At 73.2% G+C, this 22,269-nt stretch carries 19 protein-coding genes; 4 read left to right on the top strand and 15 right to left on the bottom strand.

Annotation, left to right across the window (positions count from 1 at the left end; translation table 11 throughout):
- Nucleotides 1–38: 38 nt before the first annotated feature.
- Nucleotides 39–1,331, bottom strand: a complete 1,293-nt coding sequence (locus DBP14_RS24320) for a glucarate dehydratase family protein (RefSeq protein ID WP_129309245.1) — start codon at nt 1,329–1,331, stop codon at nt 39–41.
- Entirely contained in the window at nt 1,328–2,224 is an 897-nt protein-coding gene (locus tag DBP14_RS24315) for a 5-dehydro-4-deoxyglucarate dehydratase (RefSeq protein WP_241741280.1), read from the bottom strand. The genes DBP14_RS24320 and DBP14_RS24315 overlap by 4 nt, the downstream gene beginning before the upstream one ends.
- A gap of 370 nt (nt 2,225–2,594) precedes the next feature.
- Between DBP14_RS24315 and DBP14_RS24310 the strand changes: the two genes are divergently transcribed.
- Entirely contained in the window at nt 2,595–3,872 is a 1,278-nt protein-coding gene (locus tag DBP14_RS24310) for an MFS transporter (protein WP_129309243.1), read from the top strand.
- Here DBP14_RS24310 and DBP14_RS24305 read toward each other — a convergent pair.
- The 5 genes from DBP14_RS24305 to DBP14_RS24285 all read right to left on the bottom strand — a co-directional run bounded on the left by DBP14_RS24305 (nt 3,824) and on the right by DBP14_RS24285 (nt 10,001).
- Nucleotides 3,824–4,828, bottom strand: a complete 1,005-nt coding sequence (locus DBP14_RS24305; RefSeq protein ID WP_164992400.1) for an adenosine deaminase — start codon at nt 4,826–4,828, stop codon at nt 3,824–3,826. The two genes, DBP14_RS24310 and DBP14_RS24305, sit on opposite strands and share 49 nt — an antisense overlap.
- A 20-nt stretch (nt 4,829–4,848) precedes the next feature.
- Entirely contained in the window at nt 4,849–5,754 is a 906-nt protein-coding gene (locus tag DBP14_RS24300; protein ID WP_129309241.1) for a ribonuclease Z, read from the bottom strand.
- Nucleotides 5,755–5,760: 6 nt separating this feature from the next.
- The gene (locus DBP14_RS24295) at nt 5,761–6,114 is read right to left on the bottom strand and encodes a histidine triad nucleotide-binding protein (RefSeq protein ID WP_129309240.1); all 354 of its coding nucleotides are present in this window, start codon (nt 6,112–6,114) and stop codon (nt 5,761–5,763) included.
- Between the two features lie 118 nt (nt 6,115–6,232).
- Nucleotides 6,233–9,442 carry a S41 family peptidase gene (locus DBP14_RS24290; RefSeq protein ID WP_206739338.1) on the bottom strand — a complete coding sequence of 1,070 codons (3,210 nt, stop codon included), beginning with the start codon at nt 9,440–9,442 and terminating at the stop codon, nt 6,233–6,235.
- 46 nt (nt 9,443–9,488) lie between these two features.
- Entirely contained in the window at nt 9,489–10,001 is a 513-nt protein-coding gene (locus DBP14_RS24285; RefSeq protein ID WP_164992399.1) for a hypothetical protein, read from the bottom strand.
- Between the two features lie 137 nt (nt 10,002–10,138).
- Here DBP14_RS24285 and DBP14_RS24280 point away from each other — a divergent pair, with 137 nt between their 5' ends.
- The gene (locus DBP14_RS24280; RefSeq protein ID WP_129309237.1) at nt 10,139–10,516 is read left to right on the top strand and encodes a hypothetical protein; all 378 of its coding nucleotides are present in this window, start codon (nt 10,139–10,141) and stop codon (nt 10,514–10,516) included.
- Here DBP14_RS24280 and DBP14_RS24275 read toward each other — a convergent pair.
- The 5 genes from DBP14_RS24275 to hrcA all read right to left on the bottom strand — a co-directional run bounded on the left by DBP14_RS24275 (nt 10,458) and on the right by hrcA (nt 14,992).
- A complete protein-coding gene (locus DBP14_RS24275) occupies nt 10,458–10,850 on the bottom strand; it encodes a VOC family protein (RefSeq protein ID WP_129309236.1) in 393 nt (130 codons plus the stop codon). The genes DBP14_RS24280 and DBP14_RS24275 overlap by 59 nt on opposite strands.
- A gap of 30 nt (nt 10,851–10,880) precedes the next feature.
- A complete protein-coding gene (locus DBP14_RS24270) occupies nt 10,881–11,624 on the bottom strand; it encodes a 16S rRNA (uracil(1498)-N(3))-methyltransferase (protein ID WP_129309235.1) in 744 nt (247 codons plus the stop codon).
- Entirely contained in the window at nt 11,621–12,691 is a 1,071-nt protein-coding gene (locus DBP14_RS24265; RefSeq protein ID WP_129309234.1) for a nitronate monooxygenase, read from the bottom strand. Before DBP14_RS24265 ends, DBP14_RS24270 begins: the two co-directional genes overlap by 4 nt.
- A 147-nt stretch (nt 12,692–12,838) precedes the next feature.
- Nucleotides 12,839–13,975, bottom strand: coding sequence for a molecular chaperone DnaJ (dnaJ, locus tag DBP14_RS24260; protein ID WP_129309233.1), 1,137 nt, complete (start codon nt 13,973–13,975; stop codon nt 12,839–12,841).
- Complete coding sequence (gene hrcA, locus DBP14_RS24255; protein ID WP_129309232.1) at nt 13,976–14,992, bottom strand: heat-inducible transcriptional repressor HrcA; 1,017 nt, start codon at nt 14,990–14,992, stop codon at nt 13,976–13,978.
- A gap of 161 nt (nt 14,993–15,153) precedes the next feature.
- Here hrcA and DBP14_RS24250 point away from each other — a divergent pair, with 161 nt between their 5' ends.
- Both DBP14_RS24250 and DBP14_RS24245 read left to right on the top strand, forming a co-directional pair.
- On the top strand, nt 15,154–15,876 hold the full coding sequence (locus tag DBP14_RS24250) for an MBL fold metallo-hydrolase (protein WP_129309231.1): 723 nt from the start codon (nt 15,154–15,156) through the stop codon (nt 15,874–15,876).
- A gap of 67 nt (nt 15,877–15,943) precedes the next feature.
- Nucleotides 15,944–16,753, top strand: coding sequence for a DUF3097 domain-containing protein (locus tag DBP14_RS24245; RefSeq protein WP_129309230.1), 810 nt, complete (start codon nt 15,944–15,946; stop codon nt 16,751–16,753).
- A 24-nt stretch (nt 16,754–16,777) separates the two neighbouring features.
- On the opposite strand, the gene hemW is transcribed toward DBP14_RS24245, so the two are convergent.
- From hemW to DBP14_RS24230, 3 genes are all read right to left on the bottom strand, one after another.
- A complete protein-coding gene (hemW, locus tag DBP14_RS24240) occupies nt 16,778–18,010 on the bottom strand; it encodes a radical SAM family heme chaperone HemW (RefSeq protein WP_129309229.1) in 1,233 nt (410 codons plus the stop codon).
- 155 nt (nt 18,011–18,165) lie between these two features.
- A complete protein-coding gene (locus DBP14_RS24235) occupies nt 18,166–19,977 on the bottom strand; it encodes a SpoIIE family protein phosphatase (protein ID WP_206739468.1) in 1,812 nt (603 codons plus the stop codon).
- A 228-nt stretch (nt 19,978–20,205) separates the two neighbouring features.
- Entirely contained in the window at nt 20,206–22,080 is a 1,875-nt protein-coding gene (locus tag DBP14_RS24230) for an AMP-dependent synthetase/ligase (protein ID WP_164992398.1), read from the bottom strand.
- Between the last annotated feature and the right edge of the window lie 189 nt (nt 22,081–22,269).

Genomic DNA, 22,269 nt, shown 5'->3' with positions numbered 1-22,269 from the left:
GGCCAGTGTGCACCAGATCGCGCCCCTGACAAGGCCGTCTACCAGCGCGGCATCACCGGTGTCCGCCATTCCGGCTCGGCCGCCCGCATCGCCGCCGCGTCGTCCCGGTCGCGCAGGGCGCCGTCGTCCTCGGCCCAGCGGCGGTGCAGCCGGTCCAGCTTCTCCCGGTCGAGTGCGACGCCGAGGCCGGGTGCGTCGGAGACGGTGACGCGGCCGTCGGTGAAGGCGAGGCGCTCGGTGAGGACGTCCTCGGACTGCCAGGGGTAGTGGGAGTCGCAGGCGTGGTGCAGGTTGGGGACGGTGGCCGCCACGTGGGTCATGGCGGCGAGGCTGATCCCGAGGTGGGTGTTGGAGTGCATGGACACCCCGACGCCGAAGGCGTCGCACAGCGCGGCGAGGTGACGGGTGGTGCGCAGGCCGCCCCAGTAGTGGTGGTCGCTGAGCACCACCTGCACGGCGTCGCGGGTGAACGCCTCCCGGATCTCACCGAAGGCGGTCACGCACATGTTGGTGGCGAGCGGGAGGTCCGTCCTCGCCGCCACTTCGGCCATGGCCGGGGTGCCGAGGGTGGGGTCCTCCAGGTATTCGAGGACGTCGCCGAGTTCCTCCGCCACCTTCAGCGAGGTCTCGACCGACCAGGCCCCGTTGGGGTCGAGCCGGAGGGGGTGTCCGGGGAAGGCCTCGGCGAGGGCGCGGACGGCGGCGATCTCCTCGTCGGGCGGGAACACGCCGCCCTTGAGCTTGAAGGACCGGAATCCGTACCGCTCGGTGAACGCCCGTGCCTGCGCGACGACTCCGGCGGGGTCGAGCGCGGCGCCCCAGTCGTCGGGTTCGGCGGTCACGCCCGCCGGATGGGCGGCCCATTTGTAGAACAGGTAGGCGCTGTACTCGACCGAGTCGCGGACCTTGCCGCCGAGCAGGGCGTGCACGGGCACGCCGAACGCCTTGCCCTGGGCGTCCAGACAGGCCACCTCGAAGGCGGAGAGCACCGACAGGCGCAGCTTGTCGGCGGTCTGCGCGCCCCGCAGCCCGCCGGCGTCGACCTCGGCGGCGACCCGGGTCGCGTCGACGGCGACGCCGGCGAGTCCGGCACCGAAGAGGGCGTTCACATCCGTGACCGGGCGGCCGGTGAGCCGTTCGGCGAGGGGGCGCGCCAGTTCCAGGTACTTCGTGTCGCCGTAGGTCTCGCCGAGCCCGGTGACGCCGTCGGCGGTCTCGACCTCCACGATCAGCCGGGGCGTGTAGGGCTGGTGCACGCCCTGGGCGTTGAGCAGCGGCGGGTCGGCGACCAGGATCGGCGTCAGCCGCACGTCCGTGACGGTGAGGTTCACAGGGCGGCTCCCACGAGGTCGAGGCCGGCGGCGAGGAGGGTGCGCAACTCCGCGAGGTCGGCGGGCGAGGGGTCCGTGAGCGGGGCACGCACGGGTCCGACGCGCTGCCCGCGCAGCCGGGCCGCCGCCTTGACCAGGGACACGGCGTAGCCCGGTACCCGGTCGCGGAGTTCGACGAAGGGGATGTAGAAGTCGCGCAGGAGCTTGTCGGTGGTGCCGTGGTCGGCGTCCCGCAGGGCGGTGAAGAAGGCGCCGGCGATCTCGGGGGCGAAGGCGTGCACGGCGGAGGAGTAGGCGGGGACGCCGACGGTGGCGTAGGCGCGGGCCTGCATCTCGGCGGTGGAGGCGCCGTTGAAGAACAGGAAGTCCTCGGGCGCGGCGAGGGTGAGCCGCTGGAGCCGGTCGAGGTCGCTGTGGCCGTCCTTGAGCCCGATGACGTTCTCCACGCGCGCGATGCGCCGCAGGGTGGCCGGGGTGTAGGCGACCTGTCCGCGCTGGTAGGCGACGATCGGCAGCCGGGTGCGGGCGGCGAGCTGCTCCAGTTGGGCGGCGAGTCCGTCCTGCGGGGCGGCGACGAGGTAGTGCGGCATGACCAGGAGGGCGTCGGCGCCGGCCTCCTCGGCGATGCGGGCGAACCGGGCGGCCTGCGCCCAGCCGTACCCGGTCCCGGCCACGACGGGCACCCGGCCGGCCGTCTCCTCGACGGCGACCGTGACGACCCGCCGGTACTCGTCCTCGTCCAGCGAGAAGAACTCGCCGGTGCCGCAGGCCGGGAAGAGGGCGCCGGGACCGGCCGCGAGCCGGTCGGCCACGTGGGACCTGAACCCGTCGGCGTCGAGGGAGCCGTCGTCGTGGAACGCCGTCAGCGGGAAGGACAGCACGCCCCGCGCCATGCCCTCGCGCAACCGCCGCGCCACCTCGCGCGGACCGCGGTCGCCACTGTCGCGCGGGCTGGAGTCGCCGCTCACCCTGACCATCTCCCCTGATGACGCTTGTCCATGTATGAGACTTGTCTATGTATGGGAACAGAGATTAGGTACGCGAACCCGCCACGTCAACGTGATCGCGAAATGAGGCGCCTGAATACCCCGCCTCCCCACCGCCAAACAAAAAGTGGTCCAGATCACTCCTGGCGGACTTCTTCGCGGGACTCCGTGCTTGGTACAACTTGCTCGCGCGCCGCCTGTCCGTCGACGGCCGTCGCACCTCACCTCCTGCCGCGTCCGCCGTGACGCCCCCCCTTCAGCCTGCCCAGGAACGCCCGTGCCCGCCTCTCGCGCCACTCCGTGGCCCCTCGTCGCCCTCTTCACGGCCGGTTACCTCGCGCCGTACCTGCTGCCGACCACCATCGGCAGACTGGACCGGGGTCTGCCGCTGACCGCCACCCAGGCGGGCGCCGTCGGCAGTGCGCTGCTGCTGGGTTCGGCGGCGGCGGGCTTCCTGCTGGCCTCCCGCGTGGAGCGGATCGGCGCCCGCCGGCTCGCCCGCCTCGGTCTCCTCCTCGCCGTGCTCGGCTACGGCGGCGCCGCCCTCTCCGGCGCGGTGCCGGCCGTCGTCGCGGGCGCGGTCGCCGGCGGCTTCGGCTCCGGCACGGTCACGGCGGTCGCCGCCGGCGGTATCGCCGCTCAGCGGGACCCCCACCGGGTCACGACCCTGGGCCTGCTCGGCGTCTCCGCCCTCGCCGGGGCGCTCTATCTGACGATCCCCCACCTCGGCCCCGGCCACGCCCTGCCCCTCGCCGCGCTCGCCCTCACCGCGGTCGCCGTGTGGCCGTTCACCGGCCGCCTCGACGGCCGTACGGCGCCCGTCCGTACGCTCGCCGAGCGGGGCCGGCTCCCCCACCGGCGGGCCGGGCTGCTGCTGGCCACCGCGATGACCTGCTGGTCGCTGGCGCAGAACTCCCTGTGGGGGGTGAGCGGCCGTATCGGTCTCGCGCAGGCGCACCTCAGCGAGGTCACGGTCGGCGTGGTGTTCGCCGTCGCGCTGGGTGCCGGACTGCTCGGGGTGGTGGCCGCGGGCGCGCTCGGGCCCCGGCTGGGCCTGGCGGTGCCCATCGGCGGCGGTACGGCCCTGATCGCGGGCTGTATCGCGCTCAGCGCGTCGGCGACCGGCCTGCGGGCCTTCGCCGGCGGCGAGATCGCCTGGAACCTGCTCTACCCGGTCGTGCTGTCGTACGTCATCGGGCTCGCCTCCGCCCTGGACCCGCGCGGCCGCTGGGCGGTGCTGGTCGGCTCGGCGTCCTCGCTGGGTACGGCGGCCGGACCGCTCACCGGCAGCGTGCTGGCCGCGCGGGCGGGCTTCGCCGGGATGGGCGCCGTCCTGGCGGCCGGACTGCTCGCGCTGGCGGTGCCGATGACCGCGGTCGCCCTGCGCACGGGCCGGCGGACGCTGCCGGTGGCCGAAATCCCCGTCGCCGAGATCCCGGTGGTCGAGATCCCGGTGGAGAACCCCGTGCCCCGGCCGCAGGCCTACGGCACCGCCGGGCCGGGCGCCTACGAGGCCGGCTCCGCGAACTCGTACGCCTCCACCTCGGCGAGGTAGCGCGCCCGCCGCTCCTCGTCGTCCTCCAGGAAGGAGGCGAGGAAGGAGTTGCGGGCCAGCTCGCGCAGCCGCTCCTCGGTCAGGCCCAGCGTGTCGCGGACGGCGGCGAAGTTGTCGCCCGCGTAGCCGCCGAAGTAGGCCGGGTCGTCGGAGTTGACCGTGCAGAGCAGTCCGGCGTCGAGCATGGCCGGCAGCGGGTGGGCGGCCAGGCTGTCCACGGCCCGCAGCCGGACGTTGGACAGCGGGCACAGGGTCAGCGGGATCCGCTCCCGGACCAGCCGCTCGACCAGCGCCGGGTCCTCCACGCAGCGCAGCCCGTGGTCGACGCGCTCCACGCCGAGCACGTCCAGCGCCTCGGTGATGTACTCCGGCGGGCCCTCCTCACCGGCGTGCGCCACGCGCCGCAGCCCGAGTTCGGCGGCACGCTCGTACACCTCGCGGAACTTCACCGGCGGGTGCCCGACCTCGGCCGAGTCCAGTCCGACCCCGGTGATCCGGTCCAGGTAGGGCTCGGCGGCGGCCAGGGTGCGCAGGGCCGCCTCGGCGGACTCGTCGCGCAGGAAGCAGAGGATGAGGCGGGTGGAGACGCCGTGGTTCTCCTCGCTGCGGCCCAGCGCCCGCCACAGCCCCTCCACGACGGTGGCCATGGAGATGCCCCGGGCGAGGTGCGCCTGCGGGTCGAAGAAGATCTCCGCGTGCCGCACGCCCTGAGCGGCGGCCCGGGTGAGATAGCCGTCGGCGAGGTCCGCGAAGTCCTGCTCGGTGCGCAGGACGGCCATCAGCTCGTAGTAGAGGTTCAGGAAGGACTGCAGATCCTCGAACTGGTACGCCTTGCGCAGGTCGTCGGTGTCCCCGTACGGCAGGTCGACGCCGTTGCGCGCGGCCAGCTCGAAGGCCAGCTCGGGCTCCAGGGTGCCTTCGATGTGGAGGTGCAGTTCGGCTTTCGGGAGAGGCATCAAAGCATCGTACGGCCGTGTCACCTGCGCTTCGGTACGGGTACGCGGTCGAGGTCGCGGGCCACGGTCAGCTCCCCCTCGAAGCCGGCGGCGCGCGCCTGCCGCTCGAACTCCACGGGGTCGGCGTAGCGCTGGCTGAAGTGGGTGAGCACGAGGTGCCGTACGCCCGCGTCCCGGGCCACGCCGGCGGCCTGTCCGGCCGTCAGGTGGCCGTGGTCGGCGGCGAGTCCCGCGTCCTCGTCGAGGAAGGTGGACTCGATGACGAGGAGGTCGCAGTCCTCTGCGAGCGCGTGCACGCCCTCGCACAGCCGGGTGTCCATGACGAACGCGAACCGCTGCCCGCGCCGCACCTCGCTGACCTGCTCCAGCGTGACGTCCCCGAGCCGTCCCTCCCGCTGGATACGGCCGACGTCGGGTCCCTTGACGCCGTGCGCGGCGAGCCGCTCGGGCAGCATGCGGCGGCCGTCGGGTTCGGTGAGCCGGTAGCCGTAGGACTCGACGGGGTGGGACAGCTTGCGGGCTTCGAGCGTGTACGACGGTGTCGCCGCGAGGACGCCGTCGCGGTCGGCCGGTGCCTCGGTGAGGCGGACCGTCTCCCGGTAGGCCGTCGCGTACCGCAGCCGGTCGAAGAAGCGCTGCCCGGAGCGCGGGTAGTGCGCGGTGACCTCGTGCGGCACCTGGTCGAGGTTGATCCGCTGGATCACTCCGGCGAGGCCGAGGGAGTGGTCGCCGTGGAAGTGCGTGACGCAGATCCGGTTCAGGTCATGGGCGGCGACCCCGGCGCGCAGCATCTGCCGCTGGGTGCCCTCGCCGGGGTCGAAGAGGATGCCCTCGCCGTCCCAGCGGAGCAGGTAGCCGTTGTGGTTGCGGTGCCGGGTGGGCACCTGGCTGGCGGTGCCCAGGACCACCAATTCGCGGACGGACACGGCTCGTTACCCGGGAGGCCATTCCAGGCCACGGCCGCCGAGGACGTGCGCGTGGGCGTGCCACACGGTCTGTCCGGCGCCGGCGCCGGTGTTGAAGACGGTGCGGTAGCTGTCCAGCTTCTCGTCGTCGGCGACGGCCTGGGTGGCGGCGAGGACGTCGGCGGCGAGCTGCGGGGCGCCTGCGGCGAGCTCGGCCGCGTTCTTGTAGTGGGCCTTGGGGATCACCAGGACGTGGGTGGGGGCCTGGGGGTTTATGTCCCGGAAGGCGAGGGTGGTTTCCGTCTCTCGGACGATGGTCGCGGGGATCTGGCCCGCGACGATTTTGCAGAACAGGCAGTCGTTCTCTGCCTCGCCTGTCATGCGGCACTCCTCTGTCCAGGTGATCGATAAGGGGCATGGTAGTCGGTTGGCTGCGGGCCGGTGGGGGCTGGTCGCGCCCACGCGGCAGAGCCGCATATCGATACAGCCCCGCGCCCCTTTAGGTGGGGAGGGTTGGAGGAGTTTTCGGGGGCCGTGTCTCCAATGTCTCCAGGGCCAGCTGGATTGCTGCTTCCAGTTGGGTGTCCCTGCCCGCTGCCCAGTCCTGGGGTCTCTGGACGACCTCCACGTCCGGGTCCACGCCGTGGTTCTCCACGTCCCAGCCGAAGCCCTCCAGCCACATCGCGTACTTGGGCTGGGTGACCAGGGTGCCGTCGATGAGGTGGTAGCGGCTGTCGATGCCGATGACTCCGCCCCAGGTGCGGGTGCCGACGACGGGGCCGATGCCGAGGGCGCGGATCGCGGCGTTGACGATGTCGCCGTCGGAGCCGGAGAACTCGTTGGCGACGGCGACGACGGGGCCGCGCGGTGCGTCCATCGGGTAGCTGGTGGGACGCATGCCGCGGGGCAGGTCCCAGCCGATGATGCGGCGGGCCAGTTTCTCCACGACGAGTTGGGAGGTGTGGCCGCCGCGGTTCTCCCGGACGTCGACGACGAGTCCTTCGCGGGCGACCTCGACGCGCAGGTCGCGGTGGATCTGAGCCCAGCCGGGGGCCTGCATGTCGGGGACGTGGAGGTAGCCGAGCCGGCCGCCGGACGCCTCGTGGACGCGGGCGCGCAGGCCGGCGATCCAGGCGTGGTAGCGCAGCGGTTCCTCGTCGGCCACGGGGACGACGACCGTGTGGCGGAGCTCGCCGCCGCCGGCCGGGGAGATCGTCAGTTCGACGGGCTGTCCGGCGGTGCCGGCGAGGAGCGGGCCGGGGCCGGTCACCGGGTCGACGAGGTGTCCGGCGACGGCGACGATCGCGTCGCCGGGGCGTACGGCGACGCCGGGTGCGGCGAGCGGGGAGCGGGCGTCGGGGTCGGAGGTCTCGGCGGGCAGGATGCGGTCGACGCGCCAGCCGCCGTCGGCGTGGCGGGAGATGTCGGCGCCGAGCAGGCCGTGCCGGGGGCCGTGGCCGCCCGGGCCGCCGGGGATGACGTACGCGTGGGAGGTGCCGAGTTCGCCGTGCACCTCCCACAGCACGTCGAGGAGGTCGGTGTGGGTGGCGACGCGGTCCAGCAGCGGGCGGTAGCGGTCGAGGACCGCGTCCCAGTCGATGCCGCCGAGGTCGGGCCGCCAGAAGTGGTCGCGGGCGAGGCGGCCGGTCTCGTCGTACATCTGGCGCCACTCGGCGGCCGGGTCGACGGTCTGCCGGATGCGGGCGAGGTCGACGGTGAGGCTGGTGTCGCCGTCGTCGTCGGATCCGGCGCGCCGGTCGCTGGGGACGACGCGGAGGCGGCCGTCGGTCCACAGCAGGACGCGTTTGCCGTCGCCGCTGACCTCGTAGTGGCCGGCGTCGGAGGCGAGGTGTTCCAGGCGCCGCTGGGTGAGGTCGTAGCGCTCCAGCTCGGTGTGCGGGTCGGGGTCGTCGGGGTGGGCCCGGGAGGCGCCGAGGACACCGTGCACGGGGTGGCGCAGCCAGAGGACGCCGTCCTTGGCCGCGCGCAGCCCGGAGTAGCGGCCGGCCTCGACGGGGAAGGGGAGGATCCGGTCGGCGAGGCCTTCGAGGTCGACGCGGGTGGCGGGGGTGCCCTCGCTGTCGGGGGTCTCGTCCTTGTCCGGGGCCTCGACGGGGCGGCCGTGGCGCTGCGGGCCGAACGGTGAGGGCGTGGTGGCGGCGAGGGTGATCAGGTGCGGGCGGGTGCCGGCGACGAAGGCGAGGTCGAAGACGTGTTCGTCGTAGACGGGGTCGAAGGCGCGGTCGGAGAGGAAGGCGAGGTGTTTGCCGTCGAGGGTGAACGCGGGCGCGTGGTCGTGGAAGCGGAGCGGGGTCGCGTCGGTGACGGTCAGGTCGGTGGTGTGGGCGATCCGGAGCTGGGCGAGGGGGCGGGGCCCGGGGTGGGACCAGGCGAGCCAGCCGGAGTCGGGTGAGAAGGCCAGTCCGGAGACCTCGCCGTCGTCGCAGTGGTCGACCTCGCGGACCTCGCCGGTCTCCCGTTCGACGAGGAGCAGCCGGCCGTCGTGTGCGGCGACGGCGGCGCGGCTGCCGTCGGGGGACATGGCGAGTTCCAGGACGCGGCCGAGCCGGCCGGCGGCGAGGCGGCGGGGGGTGGCGCCGGGGGTCAGGCCGGTGGCGGGGGCGAATTCGAGGGCGTCGTCGCCCTCGGCGTCGGTGACCCAGACGGCCCATTCCTCGCCGTCCGCGCGGAAGGTGCGGGGCAGGCGGGCGCGGACGCCGGGGGTGGCGGCGAGGGCGCGGGCGGGCCCGGAGCGGTGGGTGACCCAGTGGACGCCGCCGCGCACGCAGACGGCGCTGCCGCGCGCGGTGTGGTCGGGGGACGCCTCGCCGAGCCAGCGGGCCGCGGTCAGCGGGTAGGACCGCAGGTCGGTGCGGGGTCCGCCGAGCCTGATGTCCAGGGGGCGGGGTTCGGCGCCGTCCAGGTCGTCGAGGAGCCACAGCCGGCCGCCGCTGGTGTAGGCGATCCGGGTGCCGTCGCCGGCGGCGTGGCGGGCGTAGAAGCCGTCGAGGGGGGTGTGGCGGCGCAGGTCGGAGCCGTCGGCGAGGGAGGAGTAGAGGGCACCGGTGCCTTCGTGGTCGGAAAGGAAGGCGAGCCGGTCGCCGGCCCACACGGGGCATTCGATGTTGCCGGCCAGGTCCTCGTGCAGGCGGGTGAAGTCGCCGTCGCCGGCGCGGTCGATCCACAGTTTGCCGGCGGTGCCGCCCCGGTAGCGCTTCCAGTGGGCGGCCTCGCGGCCCATCGGCGCGGACAGCAGGACGGTGGCGGGGCCGAACGCGACGTCGCCGACGGGGCCGTACGGCAGGTTGGCCGCCGGGCCGCCGTCGAGCGGGACGGCGTGCGCCCAGGTGTGGCGGTTGCTGGGGCGGCCCTGCGCGCTGACCGCGAGGACCTGGCCGTCGGGGGTCCAGCCGCGGGTCTCGGTGCGCCCGTTGCCCCAGTGGGTGAGCCGGGTGGCCGGGCCGCCGTCCACCGGCGCGAGGACCACCTCGGGGGCGCCGTCGCGGGTGGAGGTCCAGGCGAGGTGGGTGCCGTCGGGTGAGATCCGGGGCACGGTGACGGGCATGTTGTCGGCGCTGACCCGCCAGGCGCGGCCGCCGTCGAGGGGGGCGAGCCAGACGTCGTCCTCGGCGACGAAGGCCACCAAGTCGCCGTGCGGGTGCGGGTGTCGGAGGTAGCCGAGGGGTCCCGTGGCAGTGCCCTGAGTCACCCGGTCACCTTATGCGGCGGGCCGTGCGCCGCGCACCGGTTTTCGATCACTTGCCTTGTACCGGCCAGCAGGTGGGGTCGCCCTTGCACCAGATGGTGCGGGTGACGGTGACCGTGACGGCCGGGGCCGGCCCGTGCGTGCCGGGCTGGCGGTGCGTCGGGGCGGGGGTGGCGCCGCAGTCTCCGAGGCCGCTGACGTGGAAGACCTGCCGGCCGGCGACCTTGGCGGTCAGGTCGCCGCGCACGCAGGCGCCGTCGACGGCCTTGGTGACCTTGCCGGTGACGGTGATCTTCCGTCCGTCCTTGGTGCGGCCCTGGCAGTCGACGGAGATCACGGTGCGCTGGGTGGGTGCGGGCGTCTTCCCCGGCGTGTACGCCTTCTGCCCGCCCTGGTACCGGCCCGTGCAGGTCAGCCAGGCGACATTGACGTGCTGCCGCTTGAGTTCGTCGGTCGCGGTCTTGTCGGTGGTGTACGCGGCCGTGGTGGAGCTCAGCCCACCCGGATCACACGCGGCGACAACTCCCGTCCCGACCAGCACGACTCCCGCGACAGCCACCACCCGCGCCCCGCGCGGCCACCACCGATACCGTCCCCATACCCCCATGAACAGCAGCGTCCCACCCCCGACCCCCGAGCGACAGACCACAAGCGGCCACTCACCCGTACGGGCAACATGCCCTGTTCTAGGGTGAGTCGGTGAGCACGAGACCCAGACTGAGGCGGCTGGTGGTGGACGGGACCGTCTACCGGTGGACCGTCCGGCACCGGCACCGGGTGGACGGCCCTGCCTGCTCCGAGGTGCTGTCGCTGTTCCGGGACGGTGTCCCGGTGCGGATCGCGCTGCCCAGCCTCGACGGCGGCTGGGGCGGGCACTTCGGGCTCGTCGCCGACGACCACGGGCACGCGGTCAATCTCCACGAACCGGCGGTCGTACGGGCCTTCGTCGAGGAGTTGGGGAGCAGGTGGCCGGCGGGCGGTGAGGTGGACGATCCGGAGCTGCTGTGCGCTGTCGCCGTCAGGTGCGCAGCAGAAGCCACTCCTGGAGTTCCACCAGGTTGCCCTCCGGGTCCTTGAGGTGGGCGACGCGCATGCGGTCGGTCATGGGGGCGGGGCCGTGCACCAGGGTGGCGCCCCGGGAGACGATCTCGGTCGTGTAGGCGTCGAGGTCGTCGACGCGCAGGACGACCAGGGAGCGGTGGCCGGTGGCGGTCTCGCCGAGTTCGCCGAGGACCTGGGCCATCATCGCGCGGTCCTGCAGCGCGATGCCGGCGGAGCCGACGTGCGGGCTGAACTTCTCGTACGGCCCCTCGGTCGCGCCGGACTGCGGCTTGAGGCCGAGGACGTCGGCGTAGAAGCGGTAGCAGGCGGCGAAGTCGGTGACGAGGAGCCGTACTTGCGCGAGTTCCACGGTGCTTCCCCCTGATGTGGTGTGGTGCTGTCAGGACCAGCGGCCGGTGCGGCCCAGGAGCAGGGCCGCGGCGGCGGTGCCGGCGGTCGATGTACGCAACACAGTAGGACCCAGGACGTAGGGCCGGGCCCCCGCCTCGGCGAACAGGGCCAGCTCCTCGGGTGAGACGCCGCCTTCGGGGCCGACGACCAGCACGATGTTTCCCCGGCCGGGGAGTTCGGCGGTGGCCAGGCGCTCCTCGCCGCTCTCGTGGAGCACGGCGGCGAAGTCGGCTTCGGCGAGAAGTGAGGCAACCTGTTTGCCGGTGGCGGCGTCCGCGACCTCCGGGAAGCGCAGCCGCCGGGACTGCTTGCCGGCCTCGCGGGCGGTGGCCCGCCACTTGCCGAGGGCCTTCTGGCCGCGCTCGCCCTTCCACTGGGTGATGCAGCGGGCCGCCTGCCAGGGCACGATCGCGTCGACGCCCACCTCGGTCATCGTCTCCACGGCCAGCTCGCCCCGGTCGCCCTTGGGCAGCGCCTGCACGACGGTGATCCGCGGGCTGGGCTCGGCCTCCACCGGGAACGTGTGCGGCTGGACGACCAGATGGTCCTTGCCGGACACGCTGAGCACGACCCCGGCCGCTCCCCTGCCCCGGCCGTCGGTGACCACGACCTCCTCGCCGGGCTGCAGCCGCCGTACGGAGACCGCGTGCCGCCCCTCGGGGCCGGTCACGTCGACGACCGAGCCGGGGCCGACGCCGTCCAGGGAGTCGACGAGGAACACCGGCGCGGTCATCGGGCACCGCCCCGCGACAACGCTGTCCGCGCGTCGGCGAGTTCGGCGGCCAGCGTCTCCACCAGCCGGCCCGCGGGCAGCTCACGGGCCATCCGGTGCCCCTGCCCGGCCCACAGCGCCATGCCCTGCGCGTCCTGGGCCTTCGCCGCGGCCTTGCGCAGCGGCGCGGTCAGGTGGTGGACCTCCGGGTAGGCGGCCGGGGCGTACGGGCCGTGCTCGCGCAGGAAGCGGTTGACCAGGGCGCGGGCGGGCCGGCCGGAGAAGGCGCGGGTCGGCTCGGTGCGGGTGAACAGGGGGTTGGTGAGGGCCTGTTTGTGCAGGGCGTGGGCCCCGGACTCGGGGGTGGCGAGGAAGGCCGTGCCCAGCTGGGCCGCGCTCGCGCCGGCGGCGAGGGCGGCGGCGATCTGGCTGCCCCGCATGATGCCGCCGGCGGCGACGACGGGGAGGCTGACAGCCTCGCGGACCTGGGCGATCAGCGAGAGCAGCCCGGTGCCGCCGCCGTTCTCCGCGAGGTCGCGGTGGGTGCCCTGGTGGCCGCCGGCCTCCGCGCCCTGGGCGATGACCGCGTCGGCGCCGGCCCGCTCCACCGCGCGGGCCTCCTCGGCGGTGGTGGCGGTGACCAGCGTGTAGGTGCCGGCCCTGCGCAGCGCGTCGAGGACCTCCCGCTCGGGCACGCCGAAGTGGAAGGAGACCACCGGGACCGGGTTGTCGAGGAGGACGGCGAGCTTGGCGTCGTAGCCGTCGTCCCGGCCGCTTTCGGGGTCGCCCAGCTCGGTCTCGTACCAGGCGGCTTCTCCGGCGAGTTGGTGGGCGTAGACCTCGACCGCGCCGGACTCGCCGTGCTCGGGCTGGGGCATGAACACGTTCACACCGAAGGGGTGGGCGGTGAGGCTCCGCAGCTGCTTGATCTCCTGGTACATGCCGTCGGCGGTCTTGTAGCCGGCGGCGAGGAACCCGAGGCCGCCGGCCTCGCAGACGGCGGCGGCGAGCAGCGGGACGGAGACGCCGCCCGCCATGGGGGCCTGCACGATCGGCTGGGGGAAGAGATCGGTCAGTGCGGAGGACATGACCGCATGTTGTCACGTCCTCCGAACAAGTCCGAATCGGGCCTTTCCCCTGGCACATGCGCCTCAGGCAGGGCCTCATGCGGGCCGGGACGGACGCCTTCGCGACGCCGCCCCCGGCCGGTTCACGGCACTGCTCCGGGCCGGGTCTCAGCGGCCGTTGAAGGCGTCCTTCAGCCGGGAGAACAGCCCCTGCTGGCCCGGCTGGAACTGCCCCTGCGGACGCTCCTCGCCCCGCAGCTTGGCCAGTTCGCGCAGCACGCGCTCCTGCTCGGGGTCCAGCTTGGTCGGCGTGGTCACCTCGACGTGCACGATGAGGTCGCCGCGGCCGCCGCCGCGCAGGTGCGTGACGCCCCGGCCGTGCAGCGGGATCGACTGGCCGGACTGGGTGCCGGGCCGGATGTCGACCTCCTCCAGGCCGTCCAGCGTCTCCAGCGGCACCTTCGTGCCGAGGGCCGCCGCGGTCATCGGGATGGTGACCGTGCAGTGCAGGTCGTCGCCGCGCCGCTGGAAGGTGCTGTGCGGCAGCTCGTGGATCTCCACGTACAGGTCGCCGGCCGGACCACCGCCCGGACCGACCTCGCCCTCGCCGGCGAGCTGGATCCGGGTGCCGTTGTCGACACCGGCCGGGATCTTCACGGTCAGCGTCCGCCGCGAGCGGACCCGGCCGTCACCGGCGCACTCCGGGCACGGGGTCGGCACGACCGTGCCGAAGCCCTGGCACTGGGGGCAGGGCCGGGAGGTCATGACCTGGCCGAGGAAGGACCGGGTGACCTGGGAGACCTCGCCGCGGCCGCGGCACATGTCACACGTCTGGGCCGACGTGCCGGGGGCCGCGCCCTCGCCGTTGCAGGTGTTGCAGACGACCGCGGTGTCGACCTGGATGTCCTTGGTCGTCCCGAAGGCCGCCTCGTCCAGTTCGACCTCGATGCGGATCATCGCGTCCTGGCCGCGCCGGGTGCGCGAGCGCGGGCCGCGCTGCGACGCAGTACCGAAGAACGCGTCCATGATGTCGGAGAAGTTGCCGAAGCCGCCTGCTCCGAAGCCGCCCGCGCCCGCCCCGCCCGACTGGGAGAGGGGGTCGCCGCCGAGGTCGTAGACCTGCTTCTTCTGCGGGTCCGACAGCACCTCGTAGGCGGCGTTGATCTCCTTGAACCGCTCCTGGGTCTTCGGGTCCGGGTTGACGTCCGGGTGCAGCTCGCGCGCGAGCCGACGGAACGCCTTCTTGATCTCATCCTGCGACGCGTCGCGGCGCACGCCGAGAACGGCGTAGTAGTCCGTGGCCACTTACGACTCCGCCAGGATCTGTCCGACGTACCGTGCCACCGCTCTTACCGCTCCCATCGTTCCCGGGTAATCCATGCGGGTCGGTCCGACCACGCCGAGCTTGGCTACTGCCTCGCCGCCCGAACCGTAGCCGACCGACACCACTGAAGTTGAGTTGAGTCCTTCATGGGCGTTCTCGTGACCGATGCGCACGGTCATGCCCGGATCCTTCGCCTCGCCGAGGAGCTTGAGGAGCACGACCTGCTCCTCCAGGGCCTCCAGGACGGGCCGGATCGTGAGGGGGAAGTCGTGCCCGAAGCGGGTGAGGTTGGCGGTGCCGCCGATCATCAGCCGCTCCTCGCTCTCCTCGACGAGCGCCTCCAGCAGCGTGGAGAGCACCGTCGAGACCGTGCCGCGGTCCTCCGCCTCGAAGCCCTCCGGCAGGTCTTCGACCAGCCGGGGCACATCGGTGAACCGGCGGCCGGCGACCCGGCTGTTGAGCCGCGCCCTGAGGTCCGCGAGAGACGCCTCGCCGAACGGAGCCGGGCAGTCGATCATCCGCTGCTCGACCCGACCGGTGTCTGTGATCAGCACAAGCATCACGCGCGCGGGCGCGAGCGCGAGCAGTTCCACGTGCCGCACCGTGGACCGGGTCAGCGACGGGTACTGCACGACGGCGACCTGCCGGGTCAGCTGCGCGAGCAGCCGCACCGTGCGGGCGACGACGTCGTCGAGGTCGACGGCGCCCTCCAGGAAGTTCTGGATGGCCCGGCGCTCGGGCCCGGTCATCGGCTTGACGCCCGCGAGCTTGTCAACGAACAGCCGGTAGCCCTTGTCCGTGGGGATCCGCCCGGCGCTGGTGTGCGGCTGCGCGATGTACCCCTCGTCCTCCAGGACCGCCATGTCGTTGCGGACGGTCGCCGGGGACACGCCGAGGCTGTGCCGCTCGGTGAGCGCCTTGGACCCCACCGGTTCCTCGGTTCCGACATAGTCCTGGACGATGGCGCGCAGCACCTGCAGCCTGCGTTCACTCAGCACCCGCGCACACCTCCAGCATGTCGTCCCCGCGGCCCTTCAGGTCTTCCGCCTGGCACTCTGCGCATGCGAGTGCCAGCATTCCCCGGCCCAGTGTACGGCCGTGGGGTGGTCCCCGGGCAAGGTCGGTGCTGCTCCGGGGGTCGTGGAGTTAGCGTCGCGGTATGACCTTGACTTGGGAAGGGCTGGGGTGGGAACGGCTGGGCGCGGGGGTCGGGCGGTGCCGGCTGCCGGGCTGGGACTGCACGGCGGGGCTGGTCGTCGGGGCGGGCGCGGCGCTCCTCGTGGACGCCGGGTCGAGCCTCGCGGAGGGCACGCGGATCCGCGCCCAGGCCGAGGTGCTGGCCGGCGGCCGTGTGACTCATCTCGCGCTGACGCATCCCCATTTCGACCACGTCTTCGGCGCGGCCTCGTTCGCGGGAGCGGAGGTGTACGCGGCGGTCGGCACGGACGCGGTGTTCGCCGCCGGGCGCGGGGAGCTGCGCGCGGACGCGGTCCGGGAGGGCCTGCCGGCCGAGGACGCCGACGCGGCGGTGACCGCCCTCGCCACGCCCCGCCACCTGGTGTCCGGCGAGTGGACCCTCGATCTCGGCGAGGGCCGGCAGGCGCTGCTGGCCAACGTCGGACCCGGCCACACGGCGCACGACCTCGCGGTGCTGGTGCCGGGCGACCCGGAGGTGGTGTTCTGCGGCGATCTGGTCGAGGAGTCGGGCGAGCCGCAGGCCGGCCCGGACGCCGTACCGTCCCGCTGGCCCGACGCCCTGGACCGGCTGCTGGCGCTGGGCGGCCCGGACGCGCTGTACGTCCCCGGTCACGGAGCGGTGGTGGACGCGGCCTTCGTGCGACGTCAACGGGACGCGCTGGCGGCGCGTTTCGGCGTGAGCTGAGCCGCGCCGCCGCCCGGCTTCGGCGTGTCGTGCGTGCGGGCGCGCCGCTTCTCCTATCGTCATCCGAATGCGCCAGTACTCCTCCGACCTCACTCCCCCCTGGAAGAAACCGAAGCCCGTCCCGGAGGTTCCGGCGGAGCCCGGTCTGGTGGTGGAGGAGCCCGGCTCCGGCTTCTGCGGGGCGGTGGTCCGCTGCGAGGCGGCCACGGTGACCCTGGAGGACCGCTTCGGCAAGCACCGGGTGTTCCCGCTGGAGCCGCGCGGCTTCCTGCTGGAGGGGCGCGTGGTGACGCTCGTACGCCCGTCGTCCTCCTCCGCTCCGGTGCGTCCCACCCGTACGGCGTCCGGTTCGGTCGCCGTACCCGGTGCCCGCGCCCGGGTGGCCCGCGCCGGCCGCATCTACGTGGAGGGCCGGCACGACGCCGAGCTGGTCGAGAAGGTGTGGGGCGACGACCTGCGCATCGAGGGCGTGGTCGTGGAGTACCTGGAGGGCGTGGACGACCTGCCCTCGATCGTCGCCGAGTTCGCTCCCGGCCCTGACGCCCGCCTCGGCGTACTCGTGGACCATCTGCTGCCGGGCACGAAGGAGTGGCGGATCGCCGAGTCGGTGACGAGCGAGCACGCGCTGGTCGTGGGCCACCCGTACATCGACATCTGGGAGGCGGTGAAGCCGTCGTCCCTGGACATCCCCGGCTGGCCGCGCGTCCCGCACGGCCAGGACTGGAAGACGGGCGTGTGCCGGGCGCTGGGCTGGCCGTCGGACAACACCGGCGCGGTCTGGCAGGCGATCCTGGCCCGCGTGGGCTCCTACCGGGACCTGGAACCGGAGCTGCTGGGGTCGGTGGAGCGCCTCATCGACTTCGTGACCGTGCCCTGAGTCTCCCCCTGCGGGCCGGCTCCGTCAGTCCACGAGGTCCCGCACCACCGCGTCCGCCAGCAGCCGCCCGCGCAGGGTCAGCACGGCACGGCCGTCGTCGTACGGCCCCTGCTGGAGCAGTCCGTCCGCGAGGGCCCGCCTGGAGGCCGCGAGACCCTGCTCGCGCAGCAGGGACAGCGGGGCGCCCTCCCTGAGCCGCAGCTCCAGCAGGATGCGCTCCACGCGCCGGTCCTCCGCCGAGAGCAGTTCGCGTCCGGCGCCCGGGGAACGCCCGGAGGCGAGGGCCGCCGCGTACGCCCCCGGGTGCTTCACGTTCCACCAGCGCACGCCGCCGACGTGACTGTGCGCGCCCGGTCCGGCGCCCCACCAGTCGGCGCCGCGCCAGTACAGCTCGTTGTGCAGGCAGCGGCCCGCCTCGGAGGTGGCCCAGTTGGACACCTCGTACCAGTCGAAGCCGGCCGCCGCGAGGGTCTCCTCGGCGATCAGGTACCGGTCGGCGTGCACGTCGTCGTCGGTCATCGGGACCTCGCCCCGGCGGATGCGGCGGGCGAGCTGGGTGCCCTCCTCGACGATGAGGGCGTAGGCGCTGATGTGGTCCGGGGCCGCGCCGAGGGCCGCCTCCAGGGAGGCGCGCCAGTCGTCGTCGCTCTCCCCCGGGGTGCCGTAGATCAGATCCAGGTTGACGTGCTCGAACCCGGCCGCGCGGGCCTCGGCGACGCAGGCCTCGGGGCGGCCCGGGGTGTGGGTGCGGTCGAGCACGCGCAGCACGTGCTGCCTGGCGCTCTGCATCCCGAAGGAGATCCGGTTGAAGCCGCCCTCGCGGAGGGTGGCGAGGTACGCCGGGTCGACGGACTCGGGGTTGGCCTCCGTGGTGACCTCGGCGTCCGGCGCCAGCCCGAACTCGTCGCGGATCGCCCCCAGCATCCGTACGAGGTCCCCGGCCGCCAGCAGGGTCGGCGTACCGCCCCCGACGAACACCGTACGCACCGCGCGCGGGTCGTCGCCGAGCACCTTGCGGGCGAGGCGGACCTCCTCGATCAGCGTGTCCGCGTAGTTGTCCCGGGACGCCAGCACCCCGCCCGTGCCGCGCAGCTCGGTCGCCGTGTAGGTGTTGAAGTCGCAGTAGCCGCACCTGGTCGCGCAGTACGGCACATGCAGATAGAACCCGAGGGGCCGCCCGGCGACCCCGGCGAGCGCGGAGTCCGGCAGCGCCCCATCACCGGGAACAGGCTCACCATCGGGAAGTGCGGAAGGCATACCGCCCATTGTCCAACAAGGACGGGACATGAAGTCCCACAGCCTTCGGGCGCGAAGGCAACGCCTTCGACAGCAGCGCCCCGAAAGGGACGCGGGGAACTGCGCGAGAACCCCCACCGCCCCGCAGCCGACACACCACACCGGCGCCCGAGGCGTCACTCCGCCTGCAGCACCAGCAAAGCAAGATCATCCTCAGGCAGCCCCCCGCCAAAATCATGCACCAGGCGCCGAATCCGCTCAGCGATCCTCTCCGCACTGAGCCCGGCGCAGCCGCCCAGCGCCCGCGCCAGTCCATCACCGTCGTCGAACTGCCGAGAGCCCGAGCGCCGCTCGGTCACCCCGTCGGTGACGCACAGCAGACTGTCACCGGACCGCAGTTCGACGGTCTCACTCGTATACGACTCGTCCTCGACGACACCGAGCAGCGTCTGGGGGCGCGCCGCCGTACGGACGGACCCGTCCGGGCTGAGGACGAGCGGCAGCGGATGCCCCGCCGAGGCCAGCGTGCAGCGCACACCGCCCTCGTACGGCGTCAGCTCCCCGTACAGCAGGGACAGGAACCGTGTCTGCGGCCCGTCCCCGGCGATCAGCGGCCGCCCGCCGGCCGTGACCAGCGCGCGGGCGGCGGCGTCGGCCGCCTCGGTCGCGTCGTCGAGGAGGAGCTGGTTGAGCCGGTCCAGCACGTCGGCGACCCGGTATCCCTCGCGGGCCAGCAGCCGCAGCCAGGGCCGGGCGAGCCCGATGACGACGGCGGCCTCCGGTCCCTTCCCCTGCACGTCACCGACGGCGAAGCACCAGCGGCCGTCGCCCGCCGGGAACAGGTCGTAGAAGTCGCCGCTGGGGCCGCCCTTGTCGCACGGCTCGTACACGAGCGCGCTGCGCAGCCCGGGGATCTCCGCGACCGCGCCGGGCAGCAGGCCGCGCTGCAGGACGGCGCTGATGGTGGCCTGCCGGGCGTACTGGCGGGCCGCGCCGATGGCGAGGGCCACCCGGCGGCCGAGGTCCTCGACGAGCCCGGTGACCTCGTCGGGGAAGCGGGACAGCCCGCAGCGGCCGATGACCAGCGTGCCCAGCGGACGGCCGCCGGCGATCAGCCGGTACGCCAGCGCCGTGCCGTCGGCGTGCTGCGGGCCGAGCGCGTCGCCGGGCCAGGCGTACGGCTCAGGGCCCGAGCGGAGCAGCCCGTCGCCGTGCTGGGGCGGCTCCTTCTCCAGGGCCCGGTGCAGTTCCTCGATGAGGTTCTCGCTGGCGTGCCAGACGCGGGCGGGTCCGGTGCCGTCGCCGCCGCGTGCGGTCGCCTCGTCCTCCAGCCAGATCGCGCACCAGTCGGCGAGCCGGGGCACGAGCAGCTGGCCGGTGAGGGCGGCGACGAGGTTCTCGTCGAGCTGGCCGGCGAGTAGGTCGGAGGCCTCGGCGAGGAAGGACAGCGCGCCCCGGCCGAGCCAGTCCCGGTCGCGTCCGGGGCCCTGCGGGCGCGGGGCGAGGATCTCGGCGACGTCCAGCGCGGGCCCGTCGGGGGGCACGCCGCCCTCGCCGGTGATCCTGGCCCACACCGTCTTGGCACCGGTGCGGTAGGTGACCCCCCAGGACTCCGCGAGGGAGCCGACCAGCCGCAGCCCCCGCCCGTACTCGGCCGTCTCGTACGACACCTCGCCGCCGGCGGCGTCACGCGGGGCCCGCGCCGGATGGTGGTCGCGCACCTCGACGACGAACACGCCGCTCCCCTCCAGCCGCCAGTCCACCTCCACATCGGTCCCGGCGTGCACGACGGCATTGGTGACCAGCTCACTGACGACGGCCATGGCATCGTCCACGAGCCGCCCGGACACCCCGGGCGCGTCGGCGAGAGCGGCCCGCACCAGCGTCCGGGCGGCCCCCGGCGCGAGAGGACTCCCAGGCAGCCCGGCGTGCCCCCGCACCTCACGCCCGGGGGCACCGCTCTCCCGCTGCACCGGTATGGCAGCCATGTCCATGCGGCCAGCGTGACAGACAGGCCCCACACATGAGCACTGAGTCACGAAACCGGACACCGAAGCCCGAAATCTGTGCTACGACAGCGCCAGAACCGGTCACCTTTGGAACTCGCTCGGCCGCAACCCACCCAGGGGCGCGGGGCCGCTTTCAATATGCGGCTCCGCCGCGGGGGCGCGATCAACCACAACGGACCCGCGGCTCCCCACGTACCCCCAGCCCCCTTACGCCTCCCGCGCCCCCGCGTACATCTCATCGATCAGATGCCGGTACTCCCGCTCCACCACAGGCCTCTTCAGCTTCAGCGACGGCGTGATCTCCCCGTGCTCCACATCCAGATCCCGCGGCAGCAGCCGGAACTTCTTGATGGTCTGCCAGCGCTGCAGCCCCTCGTTGAGCTGCCTGACATACCCGTCGACCATCTCCACAGTCTGCGGCGCAGCAACCACCTCGGCGTAGGACGCGCCGTCCAGCCCGTTCTCCTTGGCCCACTGCAGGATCGCGATCTCGTCGAGGGCGATGAGGGCGGTGCAGTAGTTACGGTCGGCGCCGTGCACGAGGATGTTGGAGACGTAGGGGCACACCGCCTTGAACTGCCCCTCGACCTCGGCCGGGGCGACGTACTTGCCGCCGGAGGTCTTGATGAGGTCCTTCTTGCGGTCGGTGATGCGCAGGTAGCCGTCGTTGGACAGCTCGCCGATGTCGCCGGTGTGGAACCAGCCGTCGGACTCCAGCACCTCGGTCGTCTTCTCGGGCAGCTGGTGGTAGCCCTGCATGACGCCGGGGCCGCGCAGCAGGATCTCGCCGTCGTCCGCGATCCGCACCTCCGTGCCGGGCAGCGGCTTGCCGACCGTGCCGGTGCGGTAGGCCTCGCCGGGGTTGACGAAGGAGGCGGCGGAGGTCTCCGTGAGGCCGTAGCCCTCCAGGATGTGGATGCCGGCGCCGGCGAAGAAGTAGCCGATGTCCGGGGCGAGCGCGGAGGCGCCCGAGACGCAGGCGCGCAGCCGGCCGCCGAAGGCCTCGCGGAGCTTGCCGTAGACGAGGGTGTCGGCGACCTTGTGCTTGGCGGCCAGGCCGAAGGGCGCGGAGTGGACGCCGGTGCGCCGGAAGTTGTCCTGGGTGACCTTGGCGTACTCGCGGGCGACCTCGGCGGCCCACTGGAAGATCTTGTACTTGGCCGGGCCGCCCTCGCGGGCCTTGGCCGCGACGCCGTTGTAGACCTTCTCGAAGATGCGCGGGACGGCCGCCATGTAAGTGGGCCGGACGACCGGCAGGTTCTCGATGATCTTGTCCACGCGGCCGTCGACAGCGGTGACGTGGCCGACCTCGATCTGCCCCGAGGTGAGCACCTTGCCGAAGACGTGGGCGAGCGGCAGCCACAGGTACTGCACGTCGTCCATGGTGACCAGGCCGGTCGCGGCGATCGCCTTCGCCATGTACGACCAGTTGTCGTGCGGCAGGCGCACACCCTTGGGCCGGCCGGTGGTGCCGGAGGTGTAGATCAGGGTGGCGAGCTGGTCGCCGGTGATCGCGCCGACCCGCTCCTTGATCAGCTCGGGGTGCGTCTGGAGGTAGGCGGTGCCGCGCTCCTCCAGTTCGGCGAGGGTGATCACCCAGTCGCCCGGCTCGACTCCGGCCGCGTCGATGACGACGACCTTGGTCAGCCCGGGCAGCTCGGCGCGCTTCTCGACGGCCTTGGCGAGCTGGGCGGCGTCCTCGGCGATCAGCACCCGGCTCTCGGAGTCGGAGAGGATGAACGCGGACTCGTCGGCGTTGGTCTGCGGGTAGACGGTGGTGGTGGCGCCGCCCGCGCACATGATGCCGAGGTCGGCGAGGATCCACTCCACGCGCGTCGAGGAGGCGAGCGCGACGCGCTGCTCGGGCTGGACGCCCAGTTCGATGAGTCCGGCCGCGATCGCGAACACCCGTGCGGCGGCCTGAGCCCAGTTCAGCGACTTCCAGTCGTCGGGGCCCTCGCCGGAAGCCGGAGGCACCGGATGGCGGTAGGCCTCGGCGTCCGGTGTGGCCGCCACGCGCTCCAGGAAGAGGGCCGCGACGGACGGCGGACGGTTCTCGATCAGGGTCTGTGTGTCGCTCACGACATCCTCCGGGGCCCGCGACAGTGCGGCTGGCTCAGTGCGGCGGGGTTGACTCACGGGTGGGGCTGACTCACGGGGTGGGGCTGGGGTTCGTTGTTCGACTCGTCGTTGTTTAACTCGCGAGTAACTATCGAGCAGGCATCAGGGTAAGGGGCGACCGGCCGCTGCGTAAGGGGCTTCGGCCTGTCA

This window comes from Streptomyces sp. L2 (assembly GCF_004124325.1).
GTDB lineage: Bacteria > Actinomycetota > Actinomycetes > Streptomycetales > Streptomycetaceae > Streptomyces.
Note: the sequence above shows the minus strand (reverse complement) of the source record. Positions and strands in the feature narration are given on the sequence as shown.

Excerpts from the sequence above, each read along its gene's own strand:
- DBP14_RS24315 (WP_241741280.1), bottom strand. The coding sequence starts at position 2,224 with ATGGCGCGGGGCGTGCTGTCCTTCCCGCTGACGGCGTTCCACGACGAC.
- DBP14_RS24305 (WP_164992400.1), bottom strand. The coding sequence starts at position 4,828 with ATGCCTCTCCCGAAAGCCGAACTGCACCTCCACATCGAAGGCACCCTG.
- DBP14_RS24295 (WP_129309240.1), bottom strand. The coding sequence starts at position 6,114 with ATGACAGGCGAGGCAGAGAACGACTGCCTGTTCTGCAAAATCGTCGCG.
- DBP14_RS24270 (WP_129309235.1), bottom strand. The coding sequence starts at position 11,624 with ATGACCGCGCCGGTGTTCCTCGTCGACTCCCTGGACGGCGTCGGCCCC.
- DBP14_RS24265 (WP_129309234.1), bottom strand. The coding sequence starts at position 12,691 with ATGTCCTCCGCACTGACCGATCTCTTCCCCCAGCCGATCGTGCAGGCC.
- DBP14_RS24250 (WP_129309231.1), top strand. The coding sequence starts at position 15,154 with ATGACCTTGACTTGGGAAGGGCTGGGGTGGGAACGGCTGGGCGCGGGG.
- DBP14_RS24245 (WP_129309230.1), top strand. The coding sequence starts at position 15,944 with ATGCGCCAGTACTCCTCCGACCTCACTCCCCCCTGGAAGAAACCGAAG.
- hemW (WP_129309229.1), bottom strand. The coding sequence starts at position 18,010 with ATGCCTTCCGCACTTCCCGATGGTGAGCCTGTTCCCGGTGATGGGGCG.
- DBP14_RS24235 (WP_206739468.1), bottom strand. The coding sequence starts at position 19,977 with ATGGCTGCCATACCGGTGCAGCGGGAGAGCGGTGCCCCCGGGCGTGAG.